Raw genomic sequence first — 26,807 nt, 5'->3', positions numbered from 1 at the left:
TGCGGTAGTCCAAAGGCCGGGGCGTCCGATCGTTCCGACCGTTGCCCGCAAGCCGCACCCCGCGGGCAAAGCGCATACGGGGGCTATGGGGAGCGGACGCCCTGGCGTAAGAGGCCGCGATGATCGATCCTTCGCGCGTCGCGTGACCGACGCGCCGACCCAACCCGCCGACGACATCGCCGCCCTGGCCAAGGGCGGGCGGACGAACGTGTTCGGTTTCGTCCTGCGGCTCGTCGCGCGCCTGCCGTTCCTGTTCATCGCCGGACGCATCTATGGCCCGGAAATCGTCGGGCGGTTCGCGCTGGCGGTGCTGGTGGTCGAACTGGCGGCGCTGGTCGCCACGCTGGGGTTGAAGCGGGGGCTGGCGCAGGCGCTGTCGTCGACCGACCGGCCGCATGCCCATGTCGTGTGGGACGCACTGGCGGTCGCGTTCATCATGTCCGTCGCGGCCAGCGCCGTGCTGTTCGTATTCCCGCAGGTGATGTATCCGAACAGCGAGGTGATCGGGTTCGAGCGCCTGCTGCCGCTGATCGTGTTCGCCATCGCCTGGTCGGACGTCAGCTTGGCGGCGCTTGCCTATCGGTTGAACGTCAAGGCGGCGGTGACGGCGCGCGCGGTGGTGGAGCCGTGGACGATCTCGATCGCGGCTTGGGCGCTCAGCTATTATTCGACGCGCGACGGGCTGATCATGAGCTACGTCCTGTCGATGGCGGCGGCGCTGGTCGCGTCGATCGTGCCGTTCATCCGCAGCTATGGCCTGCCCTATGGCTGGTCGCCGCATCTGCGGCCGATGCTGGCGCTGGTGAAGCGCAACATGCCGCTGGCCGGGGCCGATGCGATCGAATGGGGCACGCGCAACGTCGATCGCTTCATTCTGGGGCTGCTTTTCGGGCCGGCGATTGTCGGCATCTACTATATGGCGCAGCAGGTCGCGTCGCTGCCGCAGAAGCTGAAGACCAGTTTCGACCCCGTGCTGGGCCCGGTCATCACCCAGAGCCTGGCGGCGGACGACAAGAGCGCAGTCGCGCGGCAGGTGCGGCAGGTCGGTTTCTGGATCATCACCGCGCAGGCGGCGCTGGCGCTGGCCGGGAGCATCCCGGCGTCCGGCGTGATGGGCGTGGTCGGGCGCGAGTTCGTGAGTGGCGCGGGGGCACTGTCGTTCCTGCTGATCGCGGAGGTGCTGGCAGCGAAAGGCGCGGTGTCGGAAGCGGCATTGGTCTATATCGCGCGGCATCGCAACCTGATGATCTCGATCGGGCTGCTGACGTTCCAGGTCGTGCTGAGCTTCGCGTTGGTATTCCTGATGCGATCGTTCGGCCTGCCGCAAAATTATGCGGCGGTGGGGCCGGCGATGGCCTTGTGCATCTCGGTCGCGCTGGGATCGGTCATCAAGTCGGGGCTGCTGTCGAAGCTGCTCGGCCATAGCGTGCGCGATTTCCGCCCCGCCTTGCTATGGGCGGTGCTGGCCGCGGCGCTGATCGGATCGGCGATCATGCAGCTGCCCAAGCGGTTCGAATGGGCCGAGATGCTGTTCGGCATACCCGTGATCCTCGCGACCTATTTCGCGATCCTGTGGCGCTGGGCGTTCCGGCCGGAGGACAAGGCGCTGTTCCACAAGAGCGCGGCGGCGAGCGAGGCGACCATCCCGACCGACCGGTACAAGGTGTAGCGGGCGGGCGGTCGTCGCCCCAGATCGAGAGCGGGTCCTGCCGCGACATGCGTCATCCCCGCGCAGGCTGGGATCTCTCGCCGACAGCACCCGGCAGGAGCCGCGAGAGGCCCCAGCCTTCGCTGGGGCGACGTTTGCCGGTCGGCAGATTACTCGTTGGGGGCGAAGCGCGCCCGTTACCGGAACGGCGGTTCGTTGAATGCGCGCAGCTTGCGGCTGTGCAGCCGGGCGCCCTCCAGTCGCAGCTGCTCGCAGGCCTCGATGCCGATGCGCATATGTTCGTTGATCGCGCGTTCGTAGAAACGGTTGGCCTGTCCGGGCAGTTTCAGTTCGCCGTGGAGCGGCTTGTCCGAAACGCACAGCAGCGTGCCGTAGGGGACGCGGAAGCGGTAGCCCTGCGCGGCGATGGTCGCCGATTCCATGTCGATCCCGACCGCGCGGCTGAGCGAGAAGCGCAGCGCCGAGCGGCTGAAGCGCAATTCCCAGTTGCGGTCGTCGGTGGTGACGATGGTGCCGGTGCGCAGGCGCTTCTTCAACTCATCGCCCGACTGGCCCGACACGATCTCCGCCGCGCGCGCCATCGCGACCTGCACCTCGGCGATCGCCGGGACGGGAATTTCGGGCGGCAGCACGTCGTCGAGGACATGGTCGTCGCGCAGATAGGCGTGGGCGAGGACATAGTCGCCGATCCGCTGGCTGGGACGCAGGCCGCCGCAATGGCCGATCATCAGCCATGCCTCCGGCCGCATGACCGCCAAATGGTCGCAGATCGTCTTCGCGTTGGACGGGCCGACGCCGATATTGACCAGCGTGATCCCGGTGCCGTCGGGCGCAACGAGGTGATAGGCCGGCATCTGGTGCCGCCGCCATGCGCTGTCGCTGACCATGCGTTCCGCATCGTCGCCGGCGGTCGCCAGCACGCCGCCCGCGCCGGACAGCGCGGTATAGCGGCTGGGCGTGCCATCGGCGGCGGGCTTCAGCTGCTCGCCGGCCCAGCGGACGAATTCGTCGACATAGCGGTGATAGTTGGTGAACAGCACGTACTGCTGGATGTGCTCGGGCGGCGTGCCGGTGTAATGGCGCAGGCGTGCGAGCGAGAAGTCGGTGCGCAGGCCGTCGAACAACGCCAGCGGGCGATGCGCATCCTGCGACGCCCAGAGGCCATCGGCGATCTCGTCACCGATATGCGCCAGCTCGGTCGCAGGGAAATAGCGGGCGAGTTCGGTCGCCGATACCGCGTCGAGGCTGAGTGCGTGCCCCGCGTCGAGGACATAGGGGAAGGGAATTTCCTGCCGCCCCGCAACCGCCTCGACCGTCACGTCGTGGTTTTCGATCAGCAGGTCGAGCTGCTCGGTCAGATAGGCGGCGAACATCGCCGGCTTGGTCACGCTGATGCGATATTCGCCGGGCGTCGTCAGCCGGCCATAGGCGCGCGACGGCGTCGGCCGTTCGCTGCTGCCGCGATAGGTCAGGCGGATTTCGGGATAGGCGAACGACCCGTCGACCCTGGCGGAAGAGGGCGGGGGCGTGCCGTCGGTGAGGTAGCGGTCCAGCGCGGCGCGGAGGCGCGCGACCGAGGCGGTGTAGAGCCGATCGAGTTCGGCGACGATCTGGGAAGCCTGCGTCATCGACCGTGGCTAAGGCGGCGCGCGGCGCAACGCAAGCCCCCGGCGCGCGCGTAACGCGCCGGGGGCAGCGGCCTCAGGTCGCCGAGGGCGGGACCTTCGGCGTGGCGTCGGCCTCGCGCTTCTTTTCCATCAGCTTGGACGCACCGAACGCGGCGCCGGCAATCGCGGCGGCGGCACCGGCGACGATCGCGGCGGTCGCGCCGGGATGTGCCTTCACGGTTTCGGCGGTCGACTTGGCGGCGCTGCTGACGGCATCGCGCGACTTGGCAGCGGCGTCGCTGACGCTGTCCTTGGCCGAGGCGTAGGTCGCCGATGCCTTTTCGGCGAGCGTGCCCGAGGTTTCGGCGACGTCGTTCGCGATGTCGTTGGCGACATCCTTCGCGGCGTTGGTCGTGGTCGTCGTGTCGGTCATGACGTTCCCTTTCCTGATCGATATGGCTGCGTAACTACCGACTAACTCGAACGGTCGCCGCCGGTTCCGTTACAACCGGCGGGAAATGGCCCCTTGTCCCACGACGTCGCACCAGCGAAGGCTGGGGCCTCGCGCGGCTCCTGCTGCGTGCTGTCACCGTAAGACCCCAGCCTTCGCTGGGGTGACGTGTGCGTGCGAGTCTGCGCGAACAGCGTTAGAGCGATGCCAGCAGGTTTTCGGCGGAACTGACCTTGAACTCGCCGGGTGCCTCGACATGCAGCGCCTCGACCACGCCGTCGTTCACCAGCATCGCATAGCGTTGCGAGCGGGTGCCCATGCCATAGGCCGAGCCGTCCATGGTCAGCCCGATCGCCTTCGCGAAATCGGCATTGCCGTCGGCCAGCATCGTTACCTTGTCACCCGCATCGCCGGCCTTGGCCCAGGCCGACAGGACGAAGGCGTCGTTGACCGCGGTGCAGGCGATTTCGTCCACGCCCTTGTCACGGAATGCCTGCGCCTGTTCGACGAAGCCGGGCAGGTGCCTGGCCGAGCAGGTCGGAGTGAAGGCGCCGGGGACCGAGAACAGCGCGACGCGACGCCCGGCGAAGAAATCATCGGTCGATACCTGGTCCGGGCCGTCGGGCGTGACCTTGGTAAGGGTGGCGTGGGGCAGGCGGTCGCCGACCTTGATCGTCATGAATCTCTCCGCTTCGGGTCCGGCGCACGATGCGCGCCGCCATGCAGCTTGGGTGCGCTCATGGTCCTTTTCAACCATGGCGCTCGGTCGCGGGCGGGATTAGCGTCGGCGGCATGATGGACCAGACGCGATTCCTTGCCGGAGAGATTTTGCTTGCCATGCCGGGGATCGGCGATCGCCGGTTCGACCATGCGGTGATCGCGATGTGCACCCATGACGAAGAGGGCGCGATGGGGGTCGGGATCGGCGATACGATCGACGGCCTGGGGCTGCATGCGCTGTTGAAGCAGCTCGACATCGAACCGGGCGAGGCGCCCGATGCGCCGATCCACCTCGGCGGGCCGGTCGAAACGCGGCGCGGCTTCGTGCTGCACGACGACAGCTGGAGCGGGCAGGACACGATCGACGTGGCCGGCAAATGGGCGCTGTCCGGGTCGATCGACGTGCTGCGCGCCATTGCGGCGGGCAGCGGGCCGTCGCGCTACCTGATCGCGCTGGGCTATGCCGGCTGGGAAGCCGGACAGCTGGAGAGCGAATTGTCGCGCCATGGCTGGATGAACGTCGCCGGCGACGGGGCGCTGCTGTTCGACGTGCCGACCGCGACGCGCTGGCGCGGCGGGTTCGAACGGGCGGGCATCGATCCGCGGTTGCTGGCGCTGGGTGCGGGAACCGCCTGACCACGGCATATAAAGGAATCTTTATATAGGATTTGCGTTTCGGCGGGGCCGCCGGTAGAGGCGGACCATCCGCCATGGGTGCGCCCATGGCCCCACGCAGGAGCATCCCATGGCTACCGCCATTGCCGACAAGCAGACCGATTACGTCATTCGCGACATCAGCCTCGCCGATTTCGGTCGCAAGGAAATCGAGATCGCCGAAACCGAAATGCCGGGCCTGATGGCGCTGCGCGACGAGTTCGGTGCGTCGCAGCCGCTGAAAGGCGCGCGCATCACCGGTTCGCTGCACATGACGATCCAGACCGCGGTGCTGATCGAGACGCTGGTGGCGCTCGGCGCCGACGTCCGCTGGGCGACCTGCAACATCTTCTCTACGCAGGACCATGCCGCTGCCGCGATCGCGGCCAAGGGCATTCCGGTGTTCGCGGTGAAGGGCGAGAGCCTGGCGGACTATTGGGACTATGTCGGCGACATCTTCAACTGGGGCGACCAGACCGCCAACATCATCCTCGACGATGGTGGCGACGCGACGATGTTCGCGCTGTGGGGCGCGAAGCTCGAAGCCGGCGCGACGCTGGGCGAGCCGGAGAATGAGGAAGAAGTCGAGTTCCAGCGCGCGCTGAAGGCGTTCATCGCCAAGCGTCCGGGCTATCTGACCGAAACCGTCAAGAACCTGAAGGGCGTGTCCGAAGAGACGACGACCGGCGTCCACCGCCTGTACGAAATCGCGAAGAAGGGTGAGCTGCCCTTCCCGGCGATCAACGTGAACGACTCGGTCACCAAGTCGAAGTTCGACAACCTCTATGGCTGCAAGGAATCGCTGGTCGACGCGATCCGTCGCGCGACCGACGTGATGCTGGCCGGCAAGGTCGCGTGCGTCGCGGGCTTCGGTGACGTCGGCAAGGGCAGCGCCCAGTCGCTCCGCAACGGCGGCGCGCGTGTCATGGTCACCGAGATCGATCCGATCTGCGCGCTGCAGGCGGCGATGGAAGGGTTCGAGGTCGTGACGATGGACGAGGCCGTCGAACGCGCCGACATCTTCTGCACCGCGACCGGCAATGCCGACGTCATCACCGCCGAGCATATGGCGAAGATGAAGCCGATGAGCATCGTCTGCAACATCGGCCACTTCGACAGCGAGATCCAGATCGCCGCCCTGTCGAACTATGAATGGGACGAAGTGAAGCCGGGCACCGACCTGGTGAAGTTCCCCGATGGCAAGCAGATCATCGTGCTGGCGAAGGGCCGCCTCGTGAACCTCGGCTGCGCCACGGGCCACCCGTCGTTCGTGATGTCGTCGTCCTTCACCAACCAGGTTCTGGCGCAGATCGAGCTGTGGACCAAGGGCGAGAACTACAAGAACGAAGTGTACGTTCTGCCCAAGCACCTCGACGAAAAGGTCGCGGCGCTGCATCTCGAAAAGCTGGGCGTGAAGCTCAGCAAGCTGACCGAGAAGCAGGCGTCGTACATCGGCGTGCCGGTCGAAGGGCCGTTCAAGCCGGACCATTATCGCTACTGATCGCCCACGCGATCCGACGCCACAGGGGGCGGGCATCCACCGGGTGCCCGCCCCTTTTGTTGCACGTTTGCAACGCTCTGCGCCGAAACCACCCCGGCAATCATTCAATACGTTGCAAATGAAACCGACTGCGTATCGTAGGAATGCATATAACTGTATGAGTAAGGGGTCTGTTTCATGAACCAGTCAACGTCGCGTTTGCGTGCCGGTGTCGCCCGCAGTGCCGTTGTCGTCGCCGCGCTGATGGCATCGGCGGCCGCCACCGCGCAGACTGCCGCGCCCGGCAACAGCGATAACATTCCGATCCCGGCAGACCCCGCCGCGCAGACCGCCGAAGACGCCAGCAACGGCGACGAAATCGTCGTCACCGGTACGCGCATCCGTCGCCCGGACTTCGAATCGCCCAGCCCGGTCGTCTCCGTCAGCGCCGCCGCGATCCAGCAGGCCGGCAGCACCAACCTGACCGACATCATCGCGCAGGTCCCCGCGCTGCAGGGGTCGACGACCTCGGCCGATACCGCGGGCAGCGGCGTCGGCATCGGCGCGTCGGGCCTCAACGTGCTGAACCTGCGCAACCTTGGCACCGATCGCACGCTGGTGCTGATCGACGGCCGTCGCCAGGTCGCGTCGGTTCCGGGGTCGCAGGCGATCGATATCGGTACGATCCCGAGCGATCTGGTCGAGCGGTTCGACGTTCTGACCGGCGGCGTGTCGGCGGTGTACGGTGCCGACGCGGTGACCGGCGTGGTCAACTTCGTCCTGAAGCGCAACTTCGAGGGCATCACCGCCCGCGCTCAGGCCGGCATTTCCGAATATGGCGATGCGGGCAAGCGCCTGCTGGCCGTCACCGTCGGCAAGAATTTCGCCGACGGCCGCGGCAACGTCGCGCTTGCCTATGAATATGGTTCGGAAAGCCGTCTGGAATCGCGAGACCGCGCGCGCCTGCGCGGGAACGGGCTGGTCAGCTTCCAGCGCAACCCGAACGATCCGGAGTTCCGGCCGGGCTATACCGGCGGTGCCAGCAACGGCATCCCCGACAATATCCCGACCCGCGACGTCCGCTACAACGACACCGCGCGCGAGGGTGGCATCGACGTCGATTTCGACGGTCAGCCGGACTATATCGTCAATGGCGCGGGACAGCTGGTTCCATTCCAGCTGGGCACCGTGTTGCGTCCCGGTTTCTCGCAGGGCGGCACCGGCACCAAGACCGCCGATTATCTCAACGACCTGCTGCCGCGCATCGACCGCCATGTTGTGAACGCGATCACGCATTTCGACGTGTCGCCGGCGCTGACGCTGTTCGCCGAGGGTAAATACGCCCGCAACAAGTCGTTCACCGTCGGTCAGCCGTCGTTTGACTATTATCTGTTGGCGGAGGACGGCAATCCGTATCTGCCGGCCGGCCTGCCCAATCTGGGCAATGGCGGCGTGCTGATTACCCGTGACAATTTCGACATCGGTCAGCGCGGTGAGACGATCACCCGCGAAACCTATCGCGCCGTCGTCGGTGCGAAGGGCCAGATCAACGACCATGGCAGCTACGAACTGTCCTATGTCTTCGGGCAGTCGGACATCGCCAACCGCTATGTCAACAACACCTATAACGACCGCTTCTATGCGGCGCTGGACGCGGTGCGCGATCCGTCGAACGGGCAGATCACCTGCCGGGTGAACCTGCAGCCGAACTGGACGCCGAACCAGCCCTATGCCAGCCGCACCGTGGTGAACCCGACGACGTTCCGGCCGGGTGAGTGCGTGCCGCTCAACCTGTTCGGCGATGGTGCGCCGAGCCAGGCGGCGCTCGATTTCGTGCGTGCGACCACCACCGACCGTTCGCGCCTGCGCCAGCATGTCGTGTCGGGATCGATCTCGGGCGATTTCGGTCAGTTCTTCAAGCTGCCCGGCGGTCCGGTCAACTTCGCGCTGGGTGCCGAGTATCGGAAGGAAGAGAGCCGGTTCGTGCCCGATGCCATCGCGGCACAGGGGCTGACCTTCACGAACTCGCTGGGTCGCGAAGAGGGTCAGTTCGACGTGAAGGAAGGCTTTGCCGAACTCGATGCGCCGATCCTGAAGGACCTGCCGTTCGCCTATCGCCTGAGCGTCGGCGCGGCGATCCGCTTCTCCGATTATTCGACCATCGGCGGCACGACGACGTGGAAGGTCAACGGCACCTACGCGCCGGTCCGCGACATCGTGTTCAACGGCACCTATTCGAAGGCGGTGCGCGCCCCGAATATCGGCGAGCTGTTCGCGGGTCAGTCGCAGACCTTTGCCTTCATCACCGACCCGTGCGATCGGGCCGAGTTGCAGAACGGCACGGCGACCCGCGCGGCGAACTGCCGCACGCTGCTGAGCGGTCTGGGCGTTGCCGATCCGGCCAATTACGTCGATGCGCGCTCGACCAACATCTCGGGCTTCTCGGGCGGTAACAGCCAGCTGCGTGAGGAAGAAGCGACGACCTGGACCGCGGGCGCTGTGCTGCAGCCGCGCTTCATCCCGGGCCTGTCGTTGCGTGCCGACTGGTACGACATCAACCTGCGCGGTGCGATCAACACGGTCGCGGCCAACGAAGTCGCGCGGCTGTGCGTCGATCAGGCCACGCTGGACAACGTCTTCTGCCGGTCGATCACGCGTACCAACGTCGCCAGCAACACGGCGGCCGTTGGCAACATCACCAGCTTCGTCGTCGCACCGCAGAATGTCGCGCGCTTCAGCACCGCCGGTCTGGACGTCAACGTCAACTACGCCTTCGATGCGGGTTCGGCGGGCCGTTTCAACCTGCGTCTGATCGGCAACTATCTGGACAAGCTGGAGTTCATCGGCACGCCGGGAGCCCCGGTCACCAACCGTCGCCAGGAAGCGGGGTATCGTGCGCCGAAGTACAGCGCGAATGCCGATCTGACCTGGTCGCTGGAGAATGTCACCGTCAACTACGGTGTCAACTTCATGGACAAGACGCTGCGCTACGCCAATCTGACGAACGAGAACAACCCGGACGTCGTTGCGCCCGAGTACAAGTACATCAAGGCGATGTGGCAGCACGATATTTATGTCAGCGTCGATGCGACCGACCGCTTCCAGTTCTTCGGTGGCGTGAACAACGTGTTCGGTCAGAAGGCGGACATTGCCGACACGACCTATATCCAGCAGGTCATCGGCCGCTACATGTTCGCGGGCGCTCGCATAAAGATGTAAGCGCACGCCCCGGGCGGCGATCCGTCGCCGGGAAGCGATAGAGGGGCGGCACCATGCGGTGTCGCCCCTTTTTCGTGCCGGTCGTGGTGAGGTCCGGGAAACGCGGCTTCCGCCCGGAGCGGCTCCGAATTGTTGCTGGTATGTGGCGGGGTGTTGCATGGCAACAACGCTGCCCCGCTAAATGACCCGTTTCGTACCGTTGCGACGAAAGGACCGGGCGAACTGCGCGCCGGTCGCATGCCCTAATATGGTATACTAAACTGAAAAGGGGGATCGACCGATGAAGCAACCGATATCGCGCTGGCGGCTGAACGCCGCACGCAGCGTCCTCGCCATGGCTGCCGTTCTGGCGGCGGCATCCGCTTCGGCGCAGGATGCGCCGGCGACCGTCGGCGACGAACAGGCAACGACCGATCCCGCCGAGGAGATCGTCGTGACCGGTTCGCGCATCGTGCGGCCCGAGCTGGAGGTTGCCAGCCCGATCGTGTCGGTCACCGCCGCCGCGATCGAGGCGACCGGTCTGAACAACATCACCGACGTGCTGATCCGCAATCCCGCGCTCAGCGCATCGGTCGGCGGTGCGCGGTCGGGCGGGGGCAGCCCGACGCCGCTGGCCGGCACCGGCGCCAATTTCCTGAACCTGCGCAATCTGGGGACGAACCGGACGCTGGTGCTGGTCAATGGCCGTCGCCACGTGGCGGGCGTCCCCAATACCGCCGCGGTCGACATCAACTCGATCCCGCAGGACCTGATCCAGCAGGTCGACGTGCTGACCGGCGGCGCGTCGGCGGTCTATGGCGCCGACGGCGTGTCGGGCGTCGTCAATTTCGTGCTGCGTCGCGATTTCGAAGGCGTGACCGCTCGATTGCAGGCCGGCATCTCGGACGATGGCGACGCCGGCAACCAGCTGGCATCGATCGTCGCCGGCAAGAACTTCGCCGGTGGACGCGGCAACGTCACGGCCGCCTATGAATACAGCAACACCGAACGGCTGAGCAGCTTTGCACGGCCATTTTCCGGCGATCCCGACCATTTCCAGGAATTGTGGCAGAACATCAACGATTTCCGCCCGGGCGCGAACGGCATTCCGTTCGACGATCCCAACATTCCGGATCGCATACTCTACACCAACCTGACCTGGGCGGACAGCGCGCCCGACGGCGCGGTCGACCTGAACCTCGACGGCATTCCCGACTTCACCGGCAGCGGCCTTCCCTATGACGGCGGCACCTTCCTGCCCGGCGGCAGCGGCCGTGCGATCGGCGGCACGTCGAACACGCCGACCGCGGGATATTTCGGCGACCTGTATCCGGCGATCGAACGCCATGCCGCCAACCTGCTGACCAGCTTCGAATTTTCGGACAAGGTCCGCTTCTTCGCAGAGGGCAAGTTCGTCCGGACCCGCGCCTATTCGGTCGGGCAGCCGAGCTTTGACTTCTACACCTATCTGATGCCCGACAATGCGTTCCTGAACGATCGGTTCGGCGCGAATGCGGCGCCCAACGGTGCCTTCATCTCGCGCGACAATTTCGACTTCGGCATTCGCGGCGAGCGGGTGCGGCGCGATACGTGGCGCGGGGTCGTCGGCTTCGACGGCGAGATCGCCGAGAACACGCGCTACGAAATCTCGTACGTCTATGGCCGCACCAGCGCGCGGTCGTCGCAGACGTCGAACCCGATCGGCGACCGTTATTATGCGGCGATCGATGCGGTGCGCGCGCCGGACGGATCGATCGTCTGCCGCTCGACGCTCGATCCGTCGGCGCTCAGCCCGGCGGCGACCACCTTCACCCCGGGGGCGGGCAGCCCGTGCCGGCCGCTCAACCTGCTGGGGAACGGCGTCGCGTCGCAGGCCGCGCTCGATTTCGTACTGGCGAGCAATGTCGGCCGCGCGCTGGTCGACCAGCATGTCGTGTCGGGATCGATCTCGGGCGACAGCCGTGCCGTCTTCGAACTGCCCGGCGGTCCGATCGGCTTTGCATTCGGTGCGGAATATCGGCGTGAGCGCAGCCGGTCGGACCCCGATCCGTTCAGCGTCCGGGGCGAGTTTCGCGATTCCGCCGCGCTGCCGCCCAGCGCCGGCAGCTTCGACGTCAAGGAAGTGTTCGGCGAAGTGAACGTGCCGCTGCTCGCCAACATGCGGTTCGCCGACCTGCTGTCGTTCGGCGCCGCCGCCCGCGTGTCGGACTATTCGACGGTGGGGTCGACCCGCACGTGGAAGTTCGACGGCATCTATGCGCCGATCCGCGACATCCGCTTCCGCGGCTCCTATTCGCAGGCGGTCCGCGCGCCCAATATCGGCGAATTGTTCCTGCCGACGACGGGCACGTTCGGCTTCGTGACCGATCCGTGCGATCTGGCGAACCGCAATCAGGGGACCCAGTATCGCGAGGCGAATTGCCGCACGCTGTTGGCCGGGCTGGGGCTGACTCCGCAGCAGATCGCGACCTTCACCCCGTCGCGGGTGCCGTCGGCGACCACCTCGCGGCGCGGCACCGTCGGTGGCAACCGCAACCTGGCGGCGGAAATCGCGACGACGTGGACCGCGGGCGTCGCGCTGCAGCCGCGCTTCATCCCCGGCCTGACGATCACCGCCGACTGGTACGACATCCGCATCCGCGACGCGATCAACACGCCCAGCCCGACCCAGCTGGCGCAACTGTGTGTCGATCAGCCGACGATCAACAACCAGTTCTGCGCCAACGTCTTCCGGTCGACCACCACCGGCTATGTGCTGGGCGACGGCAACGATCCGCAGCGGCGCATCGGCTTCAACGTCGGACCGGCCAACGTCGCCGCGTTCCGTACGTCGGGTGCGGATTTCGCGGTCAACTATACCGTACAGCCGGGCAAGCTGGGCCGCTTCGACTTCAACGTGAATGCGGGCTATCTCGACCATATCTCGTTCGTGCCGACGGTGGGCGCGGACGTCGATGACAACACGCTGGAACAGTATAATCCGCGGTGGCGCGGGTCGGGCAACATCACCTGGACCCTTGACGCGCTGTCGCTGAACTACGGGCTGGTCTATTTCAGCAAGACCCGTCGCTTCAGCGTCGAGGAACTGGCCAACAATCCGGACCTGTCCGATCCGAAGTTCTTCTTCTGGCCGGAAATGTTCCAACACGACATTCGTGCCGAAGTGCGGGTGAACGACCGGTTCCGCTTCTATGGCGGCGTCAACAACCTGTTCGAACAGACGCCGATCTGGGGTTCGCTGAACTACCCGATCTCCGGCGTCGGCCGGTTCCTGTATGCCGGCGCGACGATGCGCATGTGATCGGACGCGACCGAGGTTTCGGTTGAACGATTCTGGCCGGCACCATGCGGTGTCGCCCCTTTTTTATGCGGGCGCTAACGACTAGGCAGGGGGCGTGCCCATGTCCGCCGTTCCTTCGTCTGCCCGCGAGGCGCTTGCTTGATTACGCTCAGCCTGATGGCCGCCATCCTGTCCGGTGTCGTGCTGGCGCTGCTGGTGGGGGCAAGCGCGTGGATGCTGCATGCCGGCCTGTCCGCACGGCGGCGGGCGGCGGCGGATGCGGCGTCGTTCGCGTCGCTGAACGCCACCCTGTCCGCATCGCCGGCGCTGGCGATGGTGGTGCGGGCCGATGGGCGATTGCTGCTCGACCAGCCGCTGGCCGACCGGCTGGGGCGCAGCGACATGCCGGCGTCGCTGGCCGATCTGGGCAATGCCGATAGCGGGCTGGAGCCGGGCAGTGCCGACCGGCTGGTCGATGCGATTACCGCGGCACTGCGCGGGGGCAAGCCGTTCCGCACCGTCGTGCGCGCGACCGGTTCGGCGCGGTCGTTGTTCGCGATTGGCGAGCGGGCGCCGGCGGCCCTCAATACGCCGGGCGGGGTGCTGGTCTGGTTCTTCGACGCGACCGAATTCCATGACGAGATCGCGACGCTGGGCGCCGAGGCCGAGGAATATCGCGCGGCGTTCGAAGCGCTCTCCAGCCTGATCGAGGCGGCACCGATGCCGATGTGGTATCGCGACGACAGCCTGCGCCTGGCCATGGTCAACACCGCCTATGTCCGCGCGGTCGATGCCGCCGATGCCGCAGAGGTGATCGCGCGCCAGGTCGAACTGGTCGAGGGCGTCGGCATGGGCGGGCCGCTGGCCAGCGCGGCGATCGCGCGCGATACCGGACAGCCGCAGGTCGCGGCGATGCCGGCGACGATCAATGGCGAACGGCGGATGCTGCGCGTCCACGACATGCCGCTGCGCGACGGTGGGACCGGCGGCTTCGCAATCGACGTGCACGAGATCGAGGAAGCGCGCGGCAAGCTGAAGCGCAGCCGCGAGGCGCAGCGGGCGATGCTCGACCGGCTGTCGGCGGGCGTGGCGCAATTCGCGCCGGATCGTACGCTCGTCTTCTACAACCAGCCGTTCGGCCGCACCTTTGCGATGAAGCCCGAATGGCTGGCCGACCGGCCCGAATTCGACCGGGTGCTCGACCGGATGCGCGAGGCCAAGCGGCTTCCCGAAGTCCGGGACTTTCCGGGGTGGAAGGCGGAGCGGCGCGACTGGTTCCGCGCGGCCGAGGGCGCGATCGAGGAACAATGGCATCTGCCCGGCGGCACCCATCTGCGCGTCGTGGCGCAACCGCTGCCCGAAGGCGGGTTACTTCTGATCTTCGAGGATCGCACCGAACAGGTGCAGCTCGCCAGCGCCCGCGACACGCTGCTGCGGGTGCGCACCGCGACGTTCGACAATCTGTTCGAGGCGCTGGGCGTGTTCGCGGCGGATGGGCGGTTGCAGATCTGGAACGCGAAGTTCCGGCAGGTCTGGGGGCTGGACGACGCGTTCCTCGATTCCCACCCGCGGGTCGATGCGCTGGCTGAGCGGGTCGCCGACAGCCTCGCCAGTCCCGGCAAGGCGGCGCTGATCCCCGAACTGGTCCGCTTCGCCACGCAGCAGCGGATGCAGCGTTCGGGCCGCTTCGCCATGGCCGATGGGCGGCATTATGAGTTTGGCGCGGTGCCGCTGCCCGATGGCAACGCGCTGCTGACCATGCTCGACATCTCCGACAGCCGGCGGATGGAACAGGCGCTGCGCGACCGCAACGAGGCGCTGGAGGCGGCGGACCGGGTGAAGACCGCGTTCGTCGCGTCGATGAGCTACGAACTGCGCACGCCGCTGACCTCGATCAAGGGGTTCGCCGAGATGTTGCAGGCGGGCTATGCCGGCAAGCTGACGCAGGACGGCGCGCGTTATACCGACGCGATCCTCGAATCGGTCGAGCGGCTGGGCGGGTTGATCGACGACACGCTCGACCTGACCGCCAACGAAACCACGCCGGTCGCACGCGCTACGGTGCCGTTGAAGATGATCGCGACCGAGGCTGCCGATGCGGCGCGGGCGGCGGCGACGGCGCGTGGCGTCGAACTGGCGGTGGAGATCGCACCGACCGCCGGGGTGATGCTGGGCGATGCGCGGCGGTTGCGGCAGGCGGTGGGCCATCTGCTCGACCATGCCATCGGCGGGTTGCGGCAGGGCGGGCGCGTGCTGCTGCATGTCGACGGCGATGCGCAGCGGGCGCGGATCGTGGTGTCGGACGACGGTCCCGGCATGTCCAAGGACGCGGTGGCGCGCGCGTTCGACCGCTTTGCCCAGGCCGGCGCGACGCGGGTCGGGGAACGCGCGCTCAGCCTCGACCTGCCGCTCGCCCGACAGGCGGTCGAGGCGCATGGCGGGACGATCGAGCTGGTGTCCGAAAAGGGCGTCGGCACGCTGGTCACCATCGACCTGCCGCGCGAGCCGTGATGCATCTGCCGGACGAAGCGGCGGCGCATGCGCTCGGGGCGAAGCTGGCGGCGGTGGTGCAGCCGGGTGACGTGATCGCGCTGTCGGGGCCGCTCGGCGCAGGCAAGACGAGTATCGCGCGCGGGGTGTTGGCGGCACTGGGGCTGGCGGGGGAGGCGCCCTCGCCGAGCTTCGCGATCGTCCAGCCCTATGATCCGCCGGAGGTGCGCCTGAGCGTCCTGCACGTCGATCTGTACCGGATCGAGGAACCGGACGAGGCGCTCGAACTGGGACTGGACGAGGCGGACGATGCGCTGCTGCTCGTCGAATGGCCCGAACGGCTGGGCGACGATCCTTGGCCGGATGCCCTTTGGCTGACCCTCGCGTTCGACGAAGCGGGCGGGCGGCGCTTGACAGCGCGCGTGCCGGACGCTTGGGAAAGCCGATGGCCGCTGATCTGAACCCGCGCGATGCGGCTGTCCCGTTCCTCACTGACGCCGGCTGGGGCGAAGCGCAGATATTGCCCTTGGCGGTCGATGCCTCGTTCCGCCGCTACTACCGCGTGATCGAGGCGGGGCGCAGCGCGGTGCTGATGGACGCGCCGCCGCCCGAGGATACGCGCAAGTTCGCCCATATGGCGGCATGGCTGGGCGAACGGGGCTTTGCCGCGCCCGCGATCCTGGCCGACGATGCTGCTGCCGGCTTCATGCTGCTGGAGGATTTCGGCGACATGCGGATGCGCGAGACGGTCGACGCCGCACCCGAAAGCGAAGGCCGGCTATATGCCGCCGCCGTCGACCAGCTGCTCCGCCTGCAACGCCATGAGCCGGCCCCGGTCCCTCCCTACGACCGCGCGTTCATCCTGCGCGAGGCGAACCTGCTGATCGAATGGTATTGCGACGCGCTGGGCCTCACCGTCGATACCGAAGGTTATGTAGCGGCATGGAATGCGGCGTTCGACGCGCTGCCCGACATGCCGGTCGTCACCGTGCTGCGCGACTATCACGCCGAAAATCTGATGCTGCTCGACGATGCGCGGCTGGGGCTGCTCGATTTCCAGGACGCGCTGGCCGGGCATCCGGCGTACGACCTCGTGTCGCTGTTGCAGGATGCGCGGCGCGATGTGCCGGCGGTGGTCGAGGCGTCGATGCTCGCCCGCTATCGGGAGTCGACCGGCGTGGGCGACGGGTTCGACGCCGCCTATCATCTGTTCGGCGCGCAGCGGAACGCGAAGATCCTCGGCATCTTCACCCGGCTGTGGCGGCGCGACGGCAAGCCGCGCTATGGCGCGCTGTGTCCGCGCGTGTGGCGCTATCTGGAGCGTGACCTGACCCATCCGGCGCTGGCCGGGGTCGCGCGCTGGTTCGATCTCAACATCCCGTCGCCCAAGCGCGGCGATCCGCAGGAACTCGCATGACCACGCTCCGTTCGATCCGTCCCCATCCGCAAGCGACGGTGCCCGAAACCGCGATGGTGATGGCGGCGGGGCTGGGCAAGCGGATGCGCCCGCTGACCGCGATGCGGCCCAAGCCGCTGGTCGAGGTCGCCGGCAAGCCGCTGATCGATCACGTGTTCGACCGGTTGCGCGGGGCGGGGGTCAAGCGCGCGGTGGTCAATGTCCATTACCTGGCCGATGCGATGGAAGCGCATCTCAAGCACCGTGTGAAGGGCATCGACGTCGCGGTGTCCGACGAACGCGCGAAGCTGCTGGAGACCGGCGGCGGGCTGGTACAGGCGCGCGAGCTGATCGGCGACCAGCCGTTCGTCTGCGTCAATTCGGACAATCTGTGGGTCGACGGCCCGGTCGACTCGATCCGGCTGCTCAGCAATTTGTGGGACGACGACCGGATGGACGCGCTGCTGCTGCTGGTGCCGCAGGCGCTGGCGCACGGCCATCGCGGGCAGGGCGATTTCCACATCGACGCGATGGGCCGCATCACCGGCCGTCGCAAGCCCGGCCGGCTTGCGCCGTTCGTGTTCACCGGCGTCCAGATCCTGTCGCCGCGCGTCATCGCCGACTGGCCGGAAGGCGCGTTTTCTACCAACTTGTTCTGGAACCGCGCGATCGAAGCCGGGCGCGCCTATGGCGTGGTGCACCAGGGGCTGTGGTTCGATGTCGGCACGCCGGGCGCGATCGCGATGACGGAGGCGGTCCTCGCCGATGGCTGAGGGGCGGCGCCTCAGCCTCTATACCATCCCGATCCATCGGGCATTTGCCGATGCGCTGGCGGTCGGGCTGATCCGCCGGTTCGGCGGCGACCGGCTGGCGCTGGCGCAGGGCATGGTTCTGGTGCCGACCAACCGCGCCAAGCGGACGGTGCAGGAAGCGTTCGTGCGCGCCAGCGGCGGCGGGTTGCTGCTCCCCCGCCTCGTCGCGATCGGCGACCCCGAACTGGACGAAGGCGTCGGCAGCTTTGCCGATCCGGCCGACCAGGAACCGATCCCGCCCGCGATCGATCCGCTCGCCCGACGGATGATCCTCGCCCGGCTGGTGACCGAGGAGCGCCAGCGCGCCGGGCGTCCGGTCGATGCGGCGGAGGCGGTGCGACTGGCCGGTGACCTTGCCGCGACCCTCGACCAGCTGCTGGTCGAGGAGGTCGATCCGGCACGGCTGCGCACCCTCGACCTCGACGAAACATTGTCGGCGCATTGGGAACGCTCGCTCGACCTGTTCCGCATCGTGCTCGACCGCTGGCCCGGCGAACTGGCGGCGCTGGGGCGGATCGATCTGGCCGACCGGCGGACCCGGCTGCTCGGGCGGCTGTGCGCGCGCTGGGCGGTCGATCCGCCCAAGGGGTTCGTCTGCGCGGCGGGCATCGCCACCAACGCGCCGGCGATCGCCCGCATCCAGCGCTGCGTCGCCGGCCTGCCGCGCGGGATGGTCGTGCTGCCCGGCCTCGACCTGGCGATGGACGATGACGAATGGGCGTCGCTCGGCCCCCATGCGCCCGATCCCGTCACCGGCCGGCGCAAGCGGTCGATCGAGACGCACCCACAATATCATTTGAAGCTGCTGCTCGACCGGATGGGCGTCAACCGCCACGAATTCGTCCGCTGGCAGGCGGCGAGCGAGCATGACGCGACCCCGACGCGCAGCCGCGCCATTGCCACCGCGCTCAGTCCCGCCGAGCGGACGCACCACTGGATCGACGTGCCCGCCGCCGACCGGCGCCTGTCCGGTGTGCGGATGGTCGAACTGGCGACCCCGGCCGAGGAAGCGCAGGCGATCGCCGTCGCGCTGCGCGAGGCGTTGGAGACGCCCGGCCGCACCGCCGCGCTGGTGACTCCCGACCGGATGCTCGCGCGACGGGTGGCGGCGCACATGGCGCGCTGGGGTGTCAGTGTCGACGATTCCGCCGGGCAGCCGCTGTCGCTGCTCGCGCCCGGTACGTTGCTGCTGGCGTTGGTCGAGGCGGCGGCGCAGGCGTTCGCGCCGGTCGCGTTGCTGTCGCTGCTGAAACATCCGTTGGTGAAGAGCGGGGACGCCGAACAGCGGGTGCTGTGGCTCGATGGTGTGCGCCGGCTCGACCGGGCGTTGCGCGGCCCGCGTCCGGCGCCGGGCTTGGCAGGGATCGAACGTCATCTGCGCGAGGGCGAGCCGCGCGATGCCGCGATCCGCGCGGCGGCGGCGGGCTTCTGGGAAATCGCCTGTCCGCTGCTGACGCCGCTCGCCGACATCTTCGCATCCGGGCCGCAGCCGCTCGTCCGCCTGCTGGGGGTGCTGCGCGAGACGGCGACCACGCTGGCGGGCGACGCGGCGTGGAGTCGGCCCGAAGGCCGCGCCGCTGCCGAACTGATCGCCGCGCTGGAGGAACAGGCGGCGATCGGCCCGCCCTTGGTCGATCCCCGTGTGCTGCCCGCGCTCCTGCGCACCTTGCTGGACGAAGTGGCGGTGCGTCCGCCGCAGGGCGCGCATCCGCGCCTCGCCATTCTCGGCCTGCTCGAAGCGCGGTTGCAGACCGCCGACCTGATGATCCTCGGCGGCCTGAACGAAGGGGTGTGGCCGGCGCTGCCGTCACCCGATCCGTGGCTTGCCCCGCGCATTCGCGCCGATCTGGGCCTGCCCGGTCTCGAACGCCGTATCGGCCTTGCCGCGCATGATTTTGCCGGGGCGATGGGCGCGCCCGACGTGGTGCTCACCCGCGCGGCGCGCGACGCGACCGCGCCGACCATCGCGTCACGGCTGTGGCTGCGGTTGCAGGCGCTGGACGACAATCTGGAGCGTGCAGGGCATTTGCGCGACTGGGCGCGGGCGATCGACCGGCCCGCATCCTTTGCTGCCGCAGCGCGCCCCGCACCGCGCCCGCCGGTAGCACAGCGCCCGCGCCGCATCTCGGTGACCGAGGTCGACCGCATGAAGGCCGACCCTTACGCCTTCTATGCGCGGCGGATGCTGCGCCTGTCGCCGATGGACGCGGTCGATGCCGATGCGACCGCCGCATGGCGGGGAACGGCGGTGCACGGCGTGCTCGAACGCTGGGCGCGCGAGGACGGGCTGGACCCGGCGAAGCTGCGCCGCCGGTTGCAGGCGCTGTCCGACGATCCGCGCACCCATCCGCTGCTGCGGGCATTGTGGGTGCCGCGCCTGCGCGAGGCGATCGACTGGGTCGCGTCGCTGACGCACCAGAAGCTGGCCGAGGGGCGCGACGTGGCGGCGGTCGAATGCGACGGCAAGCTCGCCATCGCCGGGGTCGAACTGTCGGGCAAGGCCGACCGGATCGATCGCGCCGCCGACGGCAGTCTCGCGATCATCGACTATAAGACCGGCAAGGCGCCGAGCGGCAAGGCGGTGGCCGCCGGCTACAGTCTGCAACTGGGGCTGCTGGGCTTGATGGCCGAACGCGGCTGCTTCGCCGGGGTGCGCGGCACGGCAAGCGCGTTCGAATATTGGTCGCTGATCAAGGACAAGGACAGCTTCGGCAAGTTCACCACCCCGGTCAACGCCAACGGCACCGGCGGCAAGATTGCTACGGCGGAATTCGTCGCCACCGCGCTGCGTCATTTCGAGGATGCGGTCGCCCGCTTCCTGACCGGCGACGAAGCCTTTACCGCCAAGCTGGTGCCCGAATATGCCATCTATGCCGATTACGACCAGCTGATGCGCCGCGACGAATGGTATGGCCGTGAGTGAGGTCCGCGCGCTCCAGCGGTTGAAGAACGACCAGGCGGCGGCCAGCGACCCGCATCGCCATGTCTGGCTGTCGGCGTCGGCCGGCACCGGCAAGACGCACGTGCTGTCGGCGCGGGTGTTTCGCCTGCTGCTGCGCGGGGTCGATCCCGCCGCGATCCTGTGCCTGACCTTTACCAAGGCGGGCGCGGCGGAAATGGCCGAACGCGTCGCCAGCCGATTGGCGCGCTGGGTCCGCCTGCCGACCGCCGAGTTGAAGGCCGATCTGTTTGCGTTGGGTGAGGACGTGAACGACCCGGCGCTGCTCGCCCGCGCCCGCACCCTGTTCGCCCGCGTCCTCGACGCGCCGGGCGGCGGCGTGCGTATCCAGACGATCCACGGATTCTGCCAGAGCCTGCTCGCCGGCTTCCCGGTCGAGGCGGGGCTGGTCCCCGGCTTCCGCCCGCTCGAGGCGCGCGAGGAAGCGGGCATGGCGCGTGAGGCGCTGGCCGAACTGCTGGTCGAGGAACAGCGCACCGGGTCGAGCCGTATCGGCGATGCCATTGCCGCCATGTCACTGCGCATGGGCGAGGGCGCGGCCGAGAATTTCCTGCGCGAATGTGCCAAGCGGCCGCAGGCGATGACTGAACTGCCGAGCGGCATTCAGCCGTTCCTGCGCCGTGCGCTGGACCTGCCGTCGATGCCGATCGACGAAATGCTGGCGGAAGCGTGCAGCGACGACGAATTCGACTGCGACGCCTTGGAACGGCTGGCCGCCGCCAACCTCGCCTGGGGCACGGCGACGGGCAAGAAGACGCATGGCGCGATCATGGACTGGCTGGCTGCCAGCCCGGTCGAGCGCGCCGCGCGGGTCCGCGACATCCGCAAGATCTTCTTCACGGCCGAGGACACGCTGCGCAAGGCGTCGGCCAAACTGGTCGCCGCCGAACCCGATTATGACGAACTGGCCTATGCGGTCGGCGGCCGTGCCGGTGAGCTGATCGAGGAAGCCGCACGCATGGGCTATGCCGATGCGCTGGCCGACGCGCTGGAGGCGGGGCGTGCTTATGCCGACGCCTATGTCCGTGCCAAGCGTCGGGCGGGCGCGGTCGATTTCGACGATCTGATCCGCGAGACGCTGAACCTGCTGGCGCAACCGGGCATCGGCGACTGGGTCCGCTTCAAGCTCGACCAGACCACCGAACATGTCCTGATCGACGAGGCGCAGGACACCAATCCCCAGCAATGGGCGATCGTCCGTTCGCTGGTCGAGGAATTCTTCAGCGGCGATGCGGTGCGGACGGCGGGGATGCGGACGCTGTTCGTCGTCGGTGACTACAAGCAGGCGATCTTCGGTTTCCAGGGCACCGACCCGATCTATTTCCGCGCGGCGCATGTCGATTTCGAACGCCGTGCCGCACTGCCCGACGATTATCGCGGCGATGCGCGCGAGCTGGATACGTTGTCGCTGACCCACAGCTTCCGCACGACGCGCCCGGTGCTGGAATTCGTCGACGCCGCCATCGCCGCCTTGCCCGACCCCGGCATGGGCATCGACGCGCCCGACACCCATGACAGCGAGGTGCCCGGCCCCGGCACCGTCACCCTCTGGGCACCGACCGTGGTCGAGACGCCCGACGATGCCGAGGAAGGCTGGATCGACGACGTCACCCGCGTCATCGCGACGAAGATCGCGCGCGAAATCGCCGGCTGGATCGGCACGCTGCCGCTGGAATCCAAGGGGCGGATGCTTCAGCCCGGCGACATCATGGTGCTGGTCAAGCGGCGCGGCGACCTCGCCTCGCTGATCGTCGCGCGGCTCTATGCGGAGGGGGTGCCGGTGGCGGGCGTCGACCGGCTGCGGCTCGATGCGCCGCTGGCGGTCAAGGATTTGCTCGCCGCGATCCGCTTCGCGCTGCAACCCGATGACGATTTGAGCCTTGCCTGCCTGCTCGTATCCCCGCTGATCGGCTGGACGCAGGAGCAACTGCTCGCAGGGGCACTGCGCGAGAGCGGAAGCCTGTGGCGGCATCTGCGCCGGACGAACAGCGAGGTGGTCGAACCGCTGTCGCGCATCCTGCGCCGTGCCGATTTCGCGACGCCCTATCGCTTCCTTGAGGAACTGTTGTCGGGCGAGATGGACGGCCGCCGCAAGCTGATCGCGCGGCTGGGGGAGGAGGCGCGCGACCCGATCGACGAGCTGCTCAACGCCGCTTTGTCGTTCGAAAGCGTCGCCACATCGTCGCTGCAACGTTTCGTCGAATGGTTCGACCGGGGCGAGGTGGAGATCAAGCGCGACGCCGGCGGCTCGGGCGGCGCGGTGCGGGTGATGACCGCGCACGGGTCGAAGGGGTTGCAGGCGCCGCTGGTGCTGCTGGCCGATGCCGCGATCGATCCGGAGAACAGCCGGCGCGGGGTCGTCCAATGGGCACCCGAAAGCCATGACGGCGCAGCCTTCCCGCTGTTCCGCCCGCGTGGCAGCGAGGCGGGCACCCCGGTCGACGGCGCCTTTGCCGCCAGCGACCGCCGCGAGTTGGAGGAGCATTGGCGGCTCTTCTACGTCGCGGCGACCCGTGCCGAGGAGCGGCTGGTCATCGCCGGCGCGCCATCACCGAAGTGCAAGGGCATTCCGCCGGCGCTCAGCTGGTACAGCGCCGCCGCCGCCGCTTTCGATGCGCTTGGGGTGCCGGGGAGCGAGGACGGTGACCGGCTGTTCACCGGCCTGACGCCGCAACCCCCGATCGCCGTCAGGGCACGGTCGGCAACCGCACCGGCCGCCGCCGCATCGGCGCCCGCCTGGCTCCGCGCGCCGGCCCCCGCCGAGGCCCGCCCGCCGCGCCCGCTCGCCCCGTCGGCAGTGGGCGAGGACGAGGTGTCCGATCCGCCGCCCACCGCGACGATGCGCGCGGCAGCGGAGCGGGGCAGGCTGCTCCACCAGCTGTTCGAACGCCTTCCCGAACTGCCACGCCACGAGCGCGCCAATGCCGCCGGACGCTGGCTGGCCGGCGCGGCGGGCGTCGAGGATGCCGCCCTCCGTCGCCGGGTGACGCGCGACGCGATGGCGGTGCTCGACGATCCGGCCTTTGCCGACTTGTTCGGCCCCGACGCGCTGGCCGAAGCGCCGATCGCAGCGGTCGTTGGCACGCAGGTCGTCGCCGGCACGGTCGACCGGCTGTGCGTCGGCAGCGACACGGTGCGCGTGGTCGACTTCAAGACCGGCCGCCGCGTGCCCGACACGGTCGAGGACATTCCGGTCTATCACCTGCGGCAGATGGCGGCCTATGCCGCCGCACTGCGCGTCATCTTTCCCGACCACGCGGTAGAGGCGGCGTTGCTCTACACCGCCGGTCCGCGCCTGTTCGTCCTGCCCGGCGAACTGCTCGACGCGCACAAGCCCGGCTTGGGGGCGGGGGAACAAAGCTTGCCCCGCACAGCTTGAGGTGCCGGCCCCCCGATCATAGATACTGGCGCAAGAAGGAGATTATCATGCCGACCAAGACCGTTACCGACGCCAGCTTTTCCGCCGACGTGCTGCAATCCGACAAGCCGGTGCTGGTCGATTTCTGGGCGGACTGGTGCGGCCCGTGCAAGATGATCGCTCCGGCGCTGGAAGAAATCGCCGACGAACTGGGCGACAAGGTGACGATCGCCAAGGTCGACATCATGGCCAACCCCGACACCGCCGGGTCGATGGGCGTCCAGTCGATCCCGCTGCTGAAGCTGTTCAAGAACGGCCAGCCGGTCGCCGACCTGCTCGGCGCGCGGCCGAAGAGCCAGCTGAAGGCGTGGCTCGAGGGTGAACTGGGCTGATGCCGCCGGCGGCGGACCATCGCCGCCGCTGACCGGAATACCTATCGTCGCCCCGGGCTTGACCCGGGTTCCCGCTTCTTCTTCCTCGACTGAGCCGTGAGAAGAAGCGTGACCCCGGATCAAGTCCGGGGTGACGGTTATGTGCGGGGCGTCAACATCCCCAGGCATCCCTGCCACAACCGTCGCCCCAGCGGAGGCTGAGGCATCGACTGACTCCTGTCCCGCGCTATCCGCCACAGATCCCGGCCTCCGCCGGGATGACGCGAGGTTCAACGGGACGAAAGCGGCCTTCCGTCGCCCCTCAGCTCCGATAATCGGCGTTGATCGAAATATAGCCGTGCGTCAGGTCGCAGGTCCACACCGTCGCGCGGCCTTCACCCAGATGCAGGTCGACGCCGATCTCGACCTCCTGACCCTTCAGATGCGCCGCTACCGGCGCTTCGTCGTAACCGGCTACCGCCAGCCCGCCTTCGGCGACCTGCGTCGTGCCGAACCGGATCGACAGCTTGTCACGCTCGGCCGGTTCGCCCGCCTTGCCGACCGCCATGACGACACGGCCCCAATTCGCATCTTCGCCCGCGATGGCAGTCTTCACCAAGGGCGAATTGGCGATGCTCATCGCGATGCGGTGCGCGCTGCCGTCGCTCTCGGCCCCTTCGACGGTAATGGCGATGAACTTGGTCGCGCCTTCGCCGTCGCGTACCACCAGATGCGCCAGTTGCCGGCACAGGTCATGCAGCGCCGCCGCGAACGCATCGGCCCCGTCATCATCGAACGACGCGATCGGCGCATTCCCCGCCGCCCCGGTGGCAAAGGCCAACACGGTGTCGCTGGTCGAGGTATCGCCATCGACCGTGATGCACGAAAAGGTCTGGCGGTTGGCCGCCTCCAGCGCGCTTTGCAGGAACGCCGGATCGACCGCCGCATCGGTGAAGATGAAGCCGAGCATCGTCGCCATGTCCGGCGCGATCATGCCCGACCCCTTGATCACGCCCGACAGCTTGACCGTCCGGTCGCCGATCCTGGCGGTGGTGAACGCACCCTTGGTAAAGGTGTCGGTCGTGCCGATCGTCTCGGCCACCGCTTCCCAGCCACAGGATTCGGCGACGAACGCGGCGTCGAGGCCCGCTTCTGCCTTGTCGATCGGCAGCGGCACGCCGATCACGCCGGTCGAGGCGACGAACACGTCGGACGGCTGGCATGCCATCGCCTGCGCGGTGCGCGCCGCGATCGCTTCGACCGCGGCACGGCCCCGGTCGCCGGTAAAGGCGTTGGAGTTGCCGGCATTGACCACCAGCGCCCGCGCCCGGCCCAGCACCAGCGCGCGACGGCACCATTCCACCTCGGGCGAGGGGCATTTGCTGTTGGTCAGTACGCCGGCGACCGCCGTCCCCTCGGCCAGCGTCACGAAGGTCAGGTCGCACCGGTCCCAATTCTTGTACCGCGCCCGCGCGACGCGCAGCGTCACGCCTCCGATCGGCGGCAGCGCGGGAAACGGCGTGGCGAGCGGGGATGTGGCAGTCGACATGGTCGCAGGGTCCGGTCTAGCCTGCGCCGGGTTCGGGGCAGGGGGTGGCAATGCGACGGTTCCTACGCATGGGCGCGGCGGTTGCAACGCTTTGTTGGGGTGGCGGGGTTTGCGCACAGACACCACCCGAAAGGATCGGTGCCGCCACATGGTTGACCGGCGACGATTATCCGGAGGTGGCGCTTCGGCGGGGCGAAGAAGGTGTCGTGAAGTTCGCGATCGATGTCGACCGGCGGGGAAGGGTTGAAGGGTGCCGTATCCTCGAGTCGGCCGGCGCTTCGTTGGATCAGGCGACCTGTCGCGGACTGGTGACGCGGTTGCGATTCAAGCCGGCGCGTGACGCGGATGGAAAGGCCGTAGCGGGCGTTTGGCAGCGTGAGATGCGGTGGAAATTGCCGGGCCGCTCTTCCGACAAGTAGATCGACCGCGTCTGGACGCCGGGCCACCCATTCCCTATGTCTCGCGCGACTGCGGCCGGCATCCTGTCGCGAAACCAAACCGTCTGGACGTATCGCTTGCGTTTGCTGCTGTTCCTCTCCGCGCTGCTGACGGGCCTGACCGGCCTGCTGCCCGGCGTGGGAGTCGCGAATGCGCGGCAGGTCGCACAGGCGCAGGCCGTTGCCGGGCAGATCGCGGTCGCCGTGGTGGAGGCCGGATCGGCCGCGACCGCCCGTCCGCTACAGCCGTTGGTACGCGATCCGCATCCGCTGTTCCTGACGCCCGCGCCCCATGTCGCGGTCCGCGCACGCACGCTGCGCACCCACGAATAGCGCGCACCCGCGCCCGTCCGACCCCTTATTCCAGCGCAGCCGG

At 68.0% G+C, this 26,807-nt stretch carries 18 protein-coding genes; 14 read left to right on the top strand and 4 right to left on the bottom strand.

Going from position 1 to position 26,807, the window contains the following annotated elements; all coding sequences use genetic code 11:
* The first annotated feature begins 85 nt into the window (after window positions 1–85).
* Window positions 86–1,669 (top strand): lipopolysaccharide biosynthesis protein, encoded by a 1,584-nt coding sequence (locus tag AVT10_RS06220; protein WP_084401414.1) that lies wholly within the window; start codon window positions 86–88, stop codon window positions 1,667–1,669.
* A 176-nt stretch (window positions 1,670–1,845) separates the two neighbouring features.
* Here AVT10_RS06220 and AVT10_RS06215 read toward each other — a convergent pair whose 3' ends face one another.
* The 3 genes from AVT10_RS06215 to AVT10_RS06205 all read right to left on the bottom strand — a co-directional run bounded on the left by AVT10_RS06215 (window position 1,846) and on the right by AVT10_RS06205 (window position 4,406).
* A complete protein-coding gene (locus AVT10_RS06215) occupies window positions 1,846–3,297 on the bottom strand; it encodes an AMP nucleosidase (RefSeq protein WP_066689425.1) in 1,452 nt (483 codons plus the stop codon).
* A 73-nt stretch (window positions 3,298–3,370) separates the two neighbouring features.
* Window positions 3,371–3,709 (bottom strand): hypothetical protein, encoded by a 339-nt coding sequence (locus tag AVT10_RS06210; RefSeq protein ID WP_066689424.1) that lies wholly within the window; start codon window positions 3,707–3,709, stop codon window positions 3,371–3,373.
* 214 nt (window positions 3,710–3,923) lie between these two features.
* Window positions 3,924–4,406 carry a peroxiredoxin gene (locus AVT10_RS06205; RefSeq protein ID WP_066689423.1) on the bottom strand — a complete coding sequence of 161 codons (483 nt, stop codon included), beginning with the start codon at window positions 4,404–4,406 and terminating at the stop codon, window positions 3,924–3,926.
* Between the two features lie 116 nt (window positions 4,407–4,522).
* Here AVT10_RS06205 and AVT10_RS06200 point away from each other — a divergent pair, with 116 nt between their 5' ends.
* The 11 genes from AVT10_RS06200 (at window position 4,523) to trxA (ending at window position 24,466) form a co-directional block, all read left to right on the top strand.
* Complete coding sequence (locus tag AVT10_RS06200; protein ID WP_066689422.1) at window positions 4,523–5,083, top strand: YqgE/AlgH family protein; 561 nt, start codon at window positions 4,523–4,525, stop codon at window positions 5,081–5,083.
* 109 nt (window positions 5,084–5,192) lie between these two features.
* A complete protein-coding gene (ahcY, locus tag AVT10_RS06195) occupies window positions 5,193–6,602 on the top strand; it encodes an adenosylhomocysteinase (RefSeq protein ID WP_066689421.1) in 1,410 nt (469 codons plus the stop codon).
* A gap of 177 nt (window positions 6,603–6,779) precedes the next feature.
* A complete protein-coding gene (locus AVT10_RS06190) occupies window positions 6,780–9,800 on the top strand; it encodes a TonB-dependent receptor plug domain-containing protein (RefSeq protein WP_066689420.1) in 3,021 nt (1,006 codons plus the stop codon).
* 280 nt (window positions 9,801–10,080) lie between these two features.
* Window positions 10,081–13,080: a TonB-dependent receptor plug domain-containing protein gene (locus AVT10_RS06185; protein ID WP_066689419.1), complete on the top strand. Its 3,000-nt coding sequence runs from the start codon at window positions 10,081–10,083 to the stop codon at window positions 13,078–13,080.
* Between the two features lie 156 nt (window positions 13,081–13,236).
* A complete protein-coding gene (locus tag AVT10_RS06180) occupies window positions 13,237–15,570 on the top strand; it encodes a sensor histidine kinase (protein WP_066689506.1) in 2,334 nt (777 codons plus the stop codon).
* Window positions 15,570–16,010, top strand: a complete 441-nt coding sequence (gene tsaE / locus AVT10_RS06175) for a tRNA (adenosine(37)-N6)-threonylcarbamoyltransferase complex ATPase subunit type 1 TsaE (protein WP_066689418.1) — start codon at window positions 15,570–15,572, stop codon at window positions 16,008–16,010. The genes AVT10_RS06180 and tsaE overlap by 1 nt, the downstream gene beginning before the upstream one ends.
* The gene (locus tag AVT10_RS06170) at window positions 15,995–16,966 is read left to right on the top strand and encodes an aminoglycoside phosphotransferase family protein (RefSeq protein ID WP_066689417.1); all 972 of its coding nucleotides are present in this window, start codon (window positions 15,995–15,997) and stop codon (window positions 16,964–16,966) included. The genes tsaE and AVT10_RS06170 overlap by 16 nt, the downstream gene beginning before the upstream one ends.
* A complete protein-coding gene (locus AVT10_RS06165; RefSeq protein WP_066689416.1) occupies window positions 16,963–17,718 on the top strand; it encodes a nucleotidyltransferase family protein in 756 nt (251 codons plus the stop codon). Before AVT10_RS06170 ends, AVT10_RS06165 begins: the two co-directional genes overlap by 4 nt.
* Window positions 17,711–20,680: a double-strand break repair protein AddB gene (gene addB / locus AVT10_RS06160; RefSeq protein WP_066689415.1), complete on the top strand. Its 2,970-nt coding sequence runs from the start codon at window positions 17,711–17,713 to the stop codon at window positions 20,678–20,680. The genes AVT10_RS06165 and addB overlap by 8 nt, the downstream gene beginning before the upstream one ends.
* Window positions 20,667–24,095 carry a double-strand break repair helicase AddA gene (addA, locus tag AVT10_RS06155; protein WP_066689414.1) on the top strand — a complete coding sequence of 1,143 codons (3,429 nt, stop codon included), beginning with the start codon at window positions 20,667–20,669 and terminating at the stop codon, window positions 24,093–24,095. The genes addB and addA overlap by 14 nt, the downstream gene beginning before the upstream one ends.
* Window positions 24,096–24,142: 47 nt before the next feature.
* A complete protein-coding gene (gene trxA / locus AVT10_RS06150; protein ID WP_055760313.1) occupies window positions 24,143–24,466 on the top strand; it encodes a thioredoxin in 324 nt (107 codons plus the stop codon).
* 301 nt (window positions 24,467–24,767) lie between these two features.
* Here trxA and argJ read toward each other — a convergent pair whose 3' ends face one another.
* The gene (argJ, locus tag AVT10_RS06145; protein WP_066689413.1) at window positions 24,768–25,994 is read right to left on the bottom strand and encodes a bifunctional glutamate N-acetyltransferase/amino-acid acetyltransferase ArgJ; all 1,227 of its coding nucleotides are present in this window, start codon (window positions 25,992–25,994) and stop codon (window positions 24,768–24,770) included.
* Between the two features lie 152 nt (window positions 25,995–26,146).
* Between argJ and AVT10_RS06140 the strand changes: the two genes are divergently transcribed.
* A complete protein-coding gene (locus AVT10_RS06140; protein ID WP_066689412.1) occupies window positions 26,147–26,413 on the top strand; it encodes an energy transducer TonB in 267 nt (88 codons plus the stop codon).
* A 96-nt stretch (window positions 26,414–26,509) separates the two neighbouring features.
* Window positions 26,510–26,764 (top strand): hypothetical protein, encoded by a 255-nt coding sequence (locus tag AVT10_RS06135; RefSeq protein WP_157092695.1) that lies wholly within the window; start codon window positions 26,510–26,512, stop codon window positions 26,762–26,764.
* Window positions 26,765–26,807: the final 43 nt, after the last annotated feature.

The sequence above is a fragment of the Sphingomonas hankookensis genome (genome assembly GCF_001619955.1).
In the GTDB taxonomy this organism is placed as follows: domain Bacteria; phylum Pseudomonadota; class Alphaproteobacteria; order Sphingomonadales; family Sphingomonadaceae; genus Sphingomonas; species Sphingomonas hankookensis_A.
Note: the sequence above shows the minus strand (reverse complement) of the source record. Positions and strands in the feature narration are given on the sequence as shown.

Excerpts from the sequence above, each read along its gene's own strand:
- AVT10_RS06205 (WP_066689423.1), bottom strand. The coding sequence starts at position 4,406 with ATGACGATCAAGGTCGGCGACCGCCTGCCCCACGCCACCCTTACCAAG.
- AVT10_RS06190 (WP_066689420.1), top strand. The coding sequence starts at position 6,780 with ATGAACCAGTCAACGTCGCGTTTGCGTGCCGGTGTCGCCCGCAGTGCC.
- addB (WP_066689415.1), top strand. The coding sequence starts at position 17,711 with ATGGCTGAGGGGCGGCGCCTCAGCCTCTATACCATCCCGATCCATCGG.
- AVT10_RS06170 (WP_066689417.1), top strand. The coding sequence starts at position 15,995 with ATGGCCGCTGATCTGAACCCGCGCGATGCGGCTGTCCCGTTCCTCACT.
- AVT10_RS06220 (WP_084401414.1), top strand. The coding sequence starts at position 86 with ATGGGGAGCGGACGCCCTGGCGTAAGAGGCCGCGATGATCGATCCTTC.
- AVT10_RS06200 (WP_066689422.1), top strand. The coding sequence starts at position 4,523 with ATGGACCAGACGCGATTCCTTGCCGGAGAGATTTTGCTTGCCATGCCG.
- AVT10_RS06165 (WP_066689416.1), top strand. The coding sequence starts at position 16,963 with ATGACCACGCTCCGTTCGATCCGTCCCCATCCGCAAGCGACGGTGCCC.
- ahcY (WP_066689421.1), top strand. The coding sequence starts at position 5,193 with ATGGCTACCGCCATTGCCGACAAGCAGACCGATTACGTCATTCGCGAC.
- AVT10_RS06215 (WP_066689425.1), bottom strand. The coding sequence starts at position 3,297 with ATGACGCAGGCTTCCCAGATCGTCGCCGAACTCGATCGGCTCTACACC.
- AVT10_RS06210 (WP_066689424.1), bottom strand. The coding sequence starts at position 3,709 with ATGACCGACACGACGACCACGACCAACGCCGCGAAGGATGTCGCCAAC.
- AVT10_RS06180 (WP_066689506.1), top strand. The coding sequence starts at position 13,237 with ATGGCCGCCATCCTGTCCGGTGTCGTGCTGGCGCTGCTGGTGGGGGCA.
- addA (WP_066689414.1), top strand. The coding sequence starts at position 20,667 with ATGGCCGTGAGTGAGGTCCGCGCGCTCCAGCGGTTGAAGAACGACCAG.
- trxA (WP_055760313.1), top strand. The coding sequence starts at position 24,143 with ATGCCGACCAAGACCGTTACCGACGCCAGCTTTTCCGCCGACGTGCTG.
- tsaE (WP_066689418.1), top strand. The coding sequence starts at position 15,570 with ATGCATCTGCCGGACGAAGCGGCGGCGCATGCGCTCGGGGCGAAGCTG.
- argJ (WP_066689413.1), bottom strand. The coding sequence starts at position 25,994 with ATGTCGACTGCCACATCCCCGCTCGCCACGCCGTTTCCCGCGCTGCCG.
- AVT10_RS06185 (WP_066689419.1), top strand. The coding sequence starts at position 10,081 with ATGAAGCAACCGATATCGCGCTGGCGGCTGAACGCCGCACGCAGCGTC.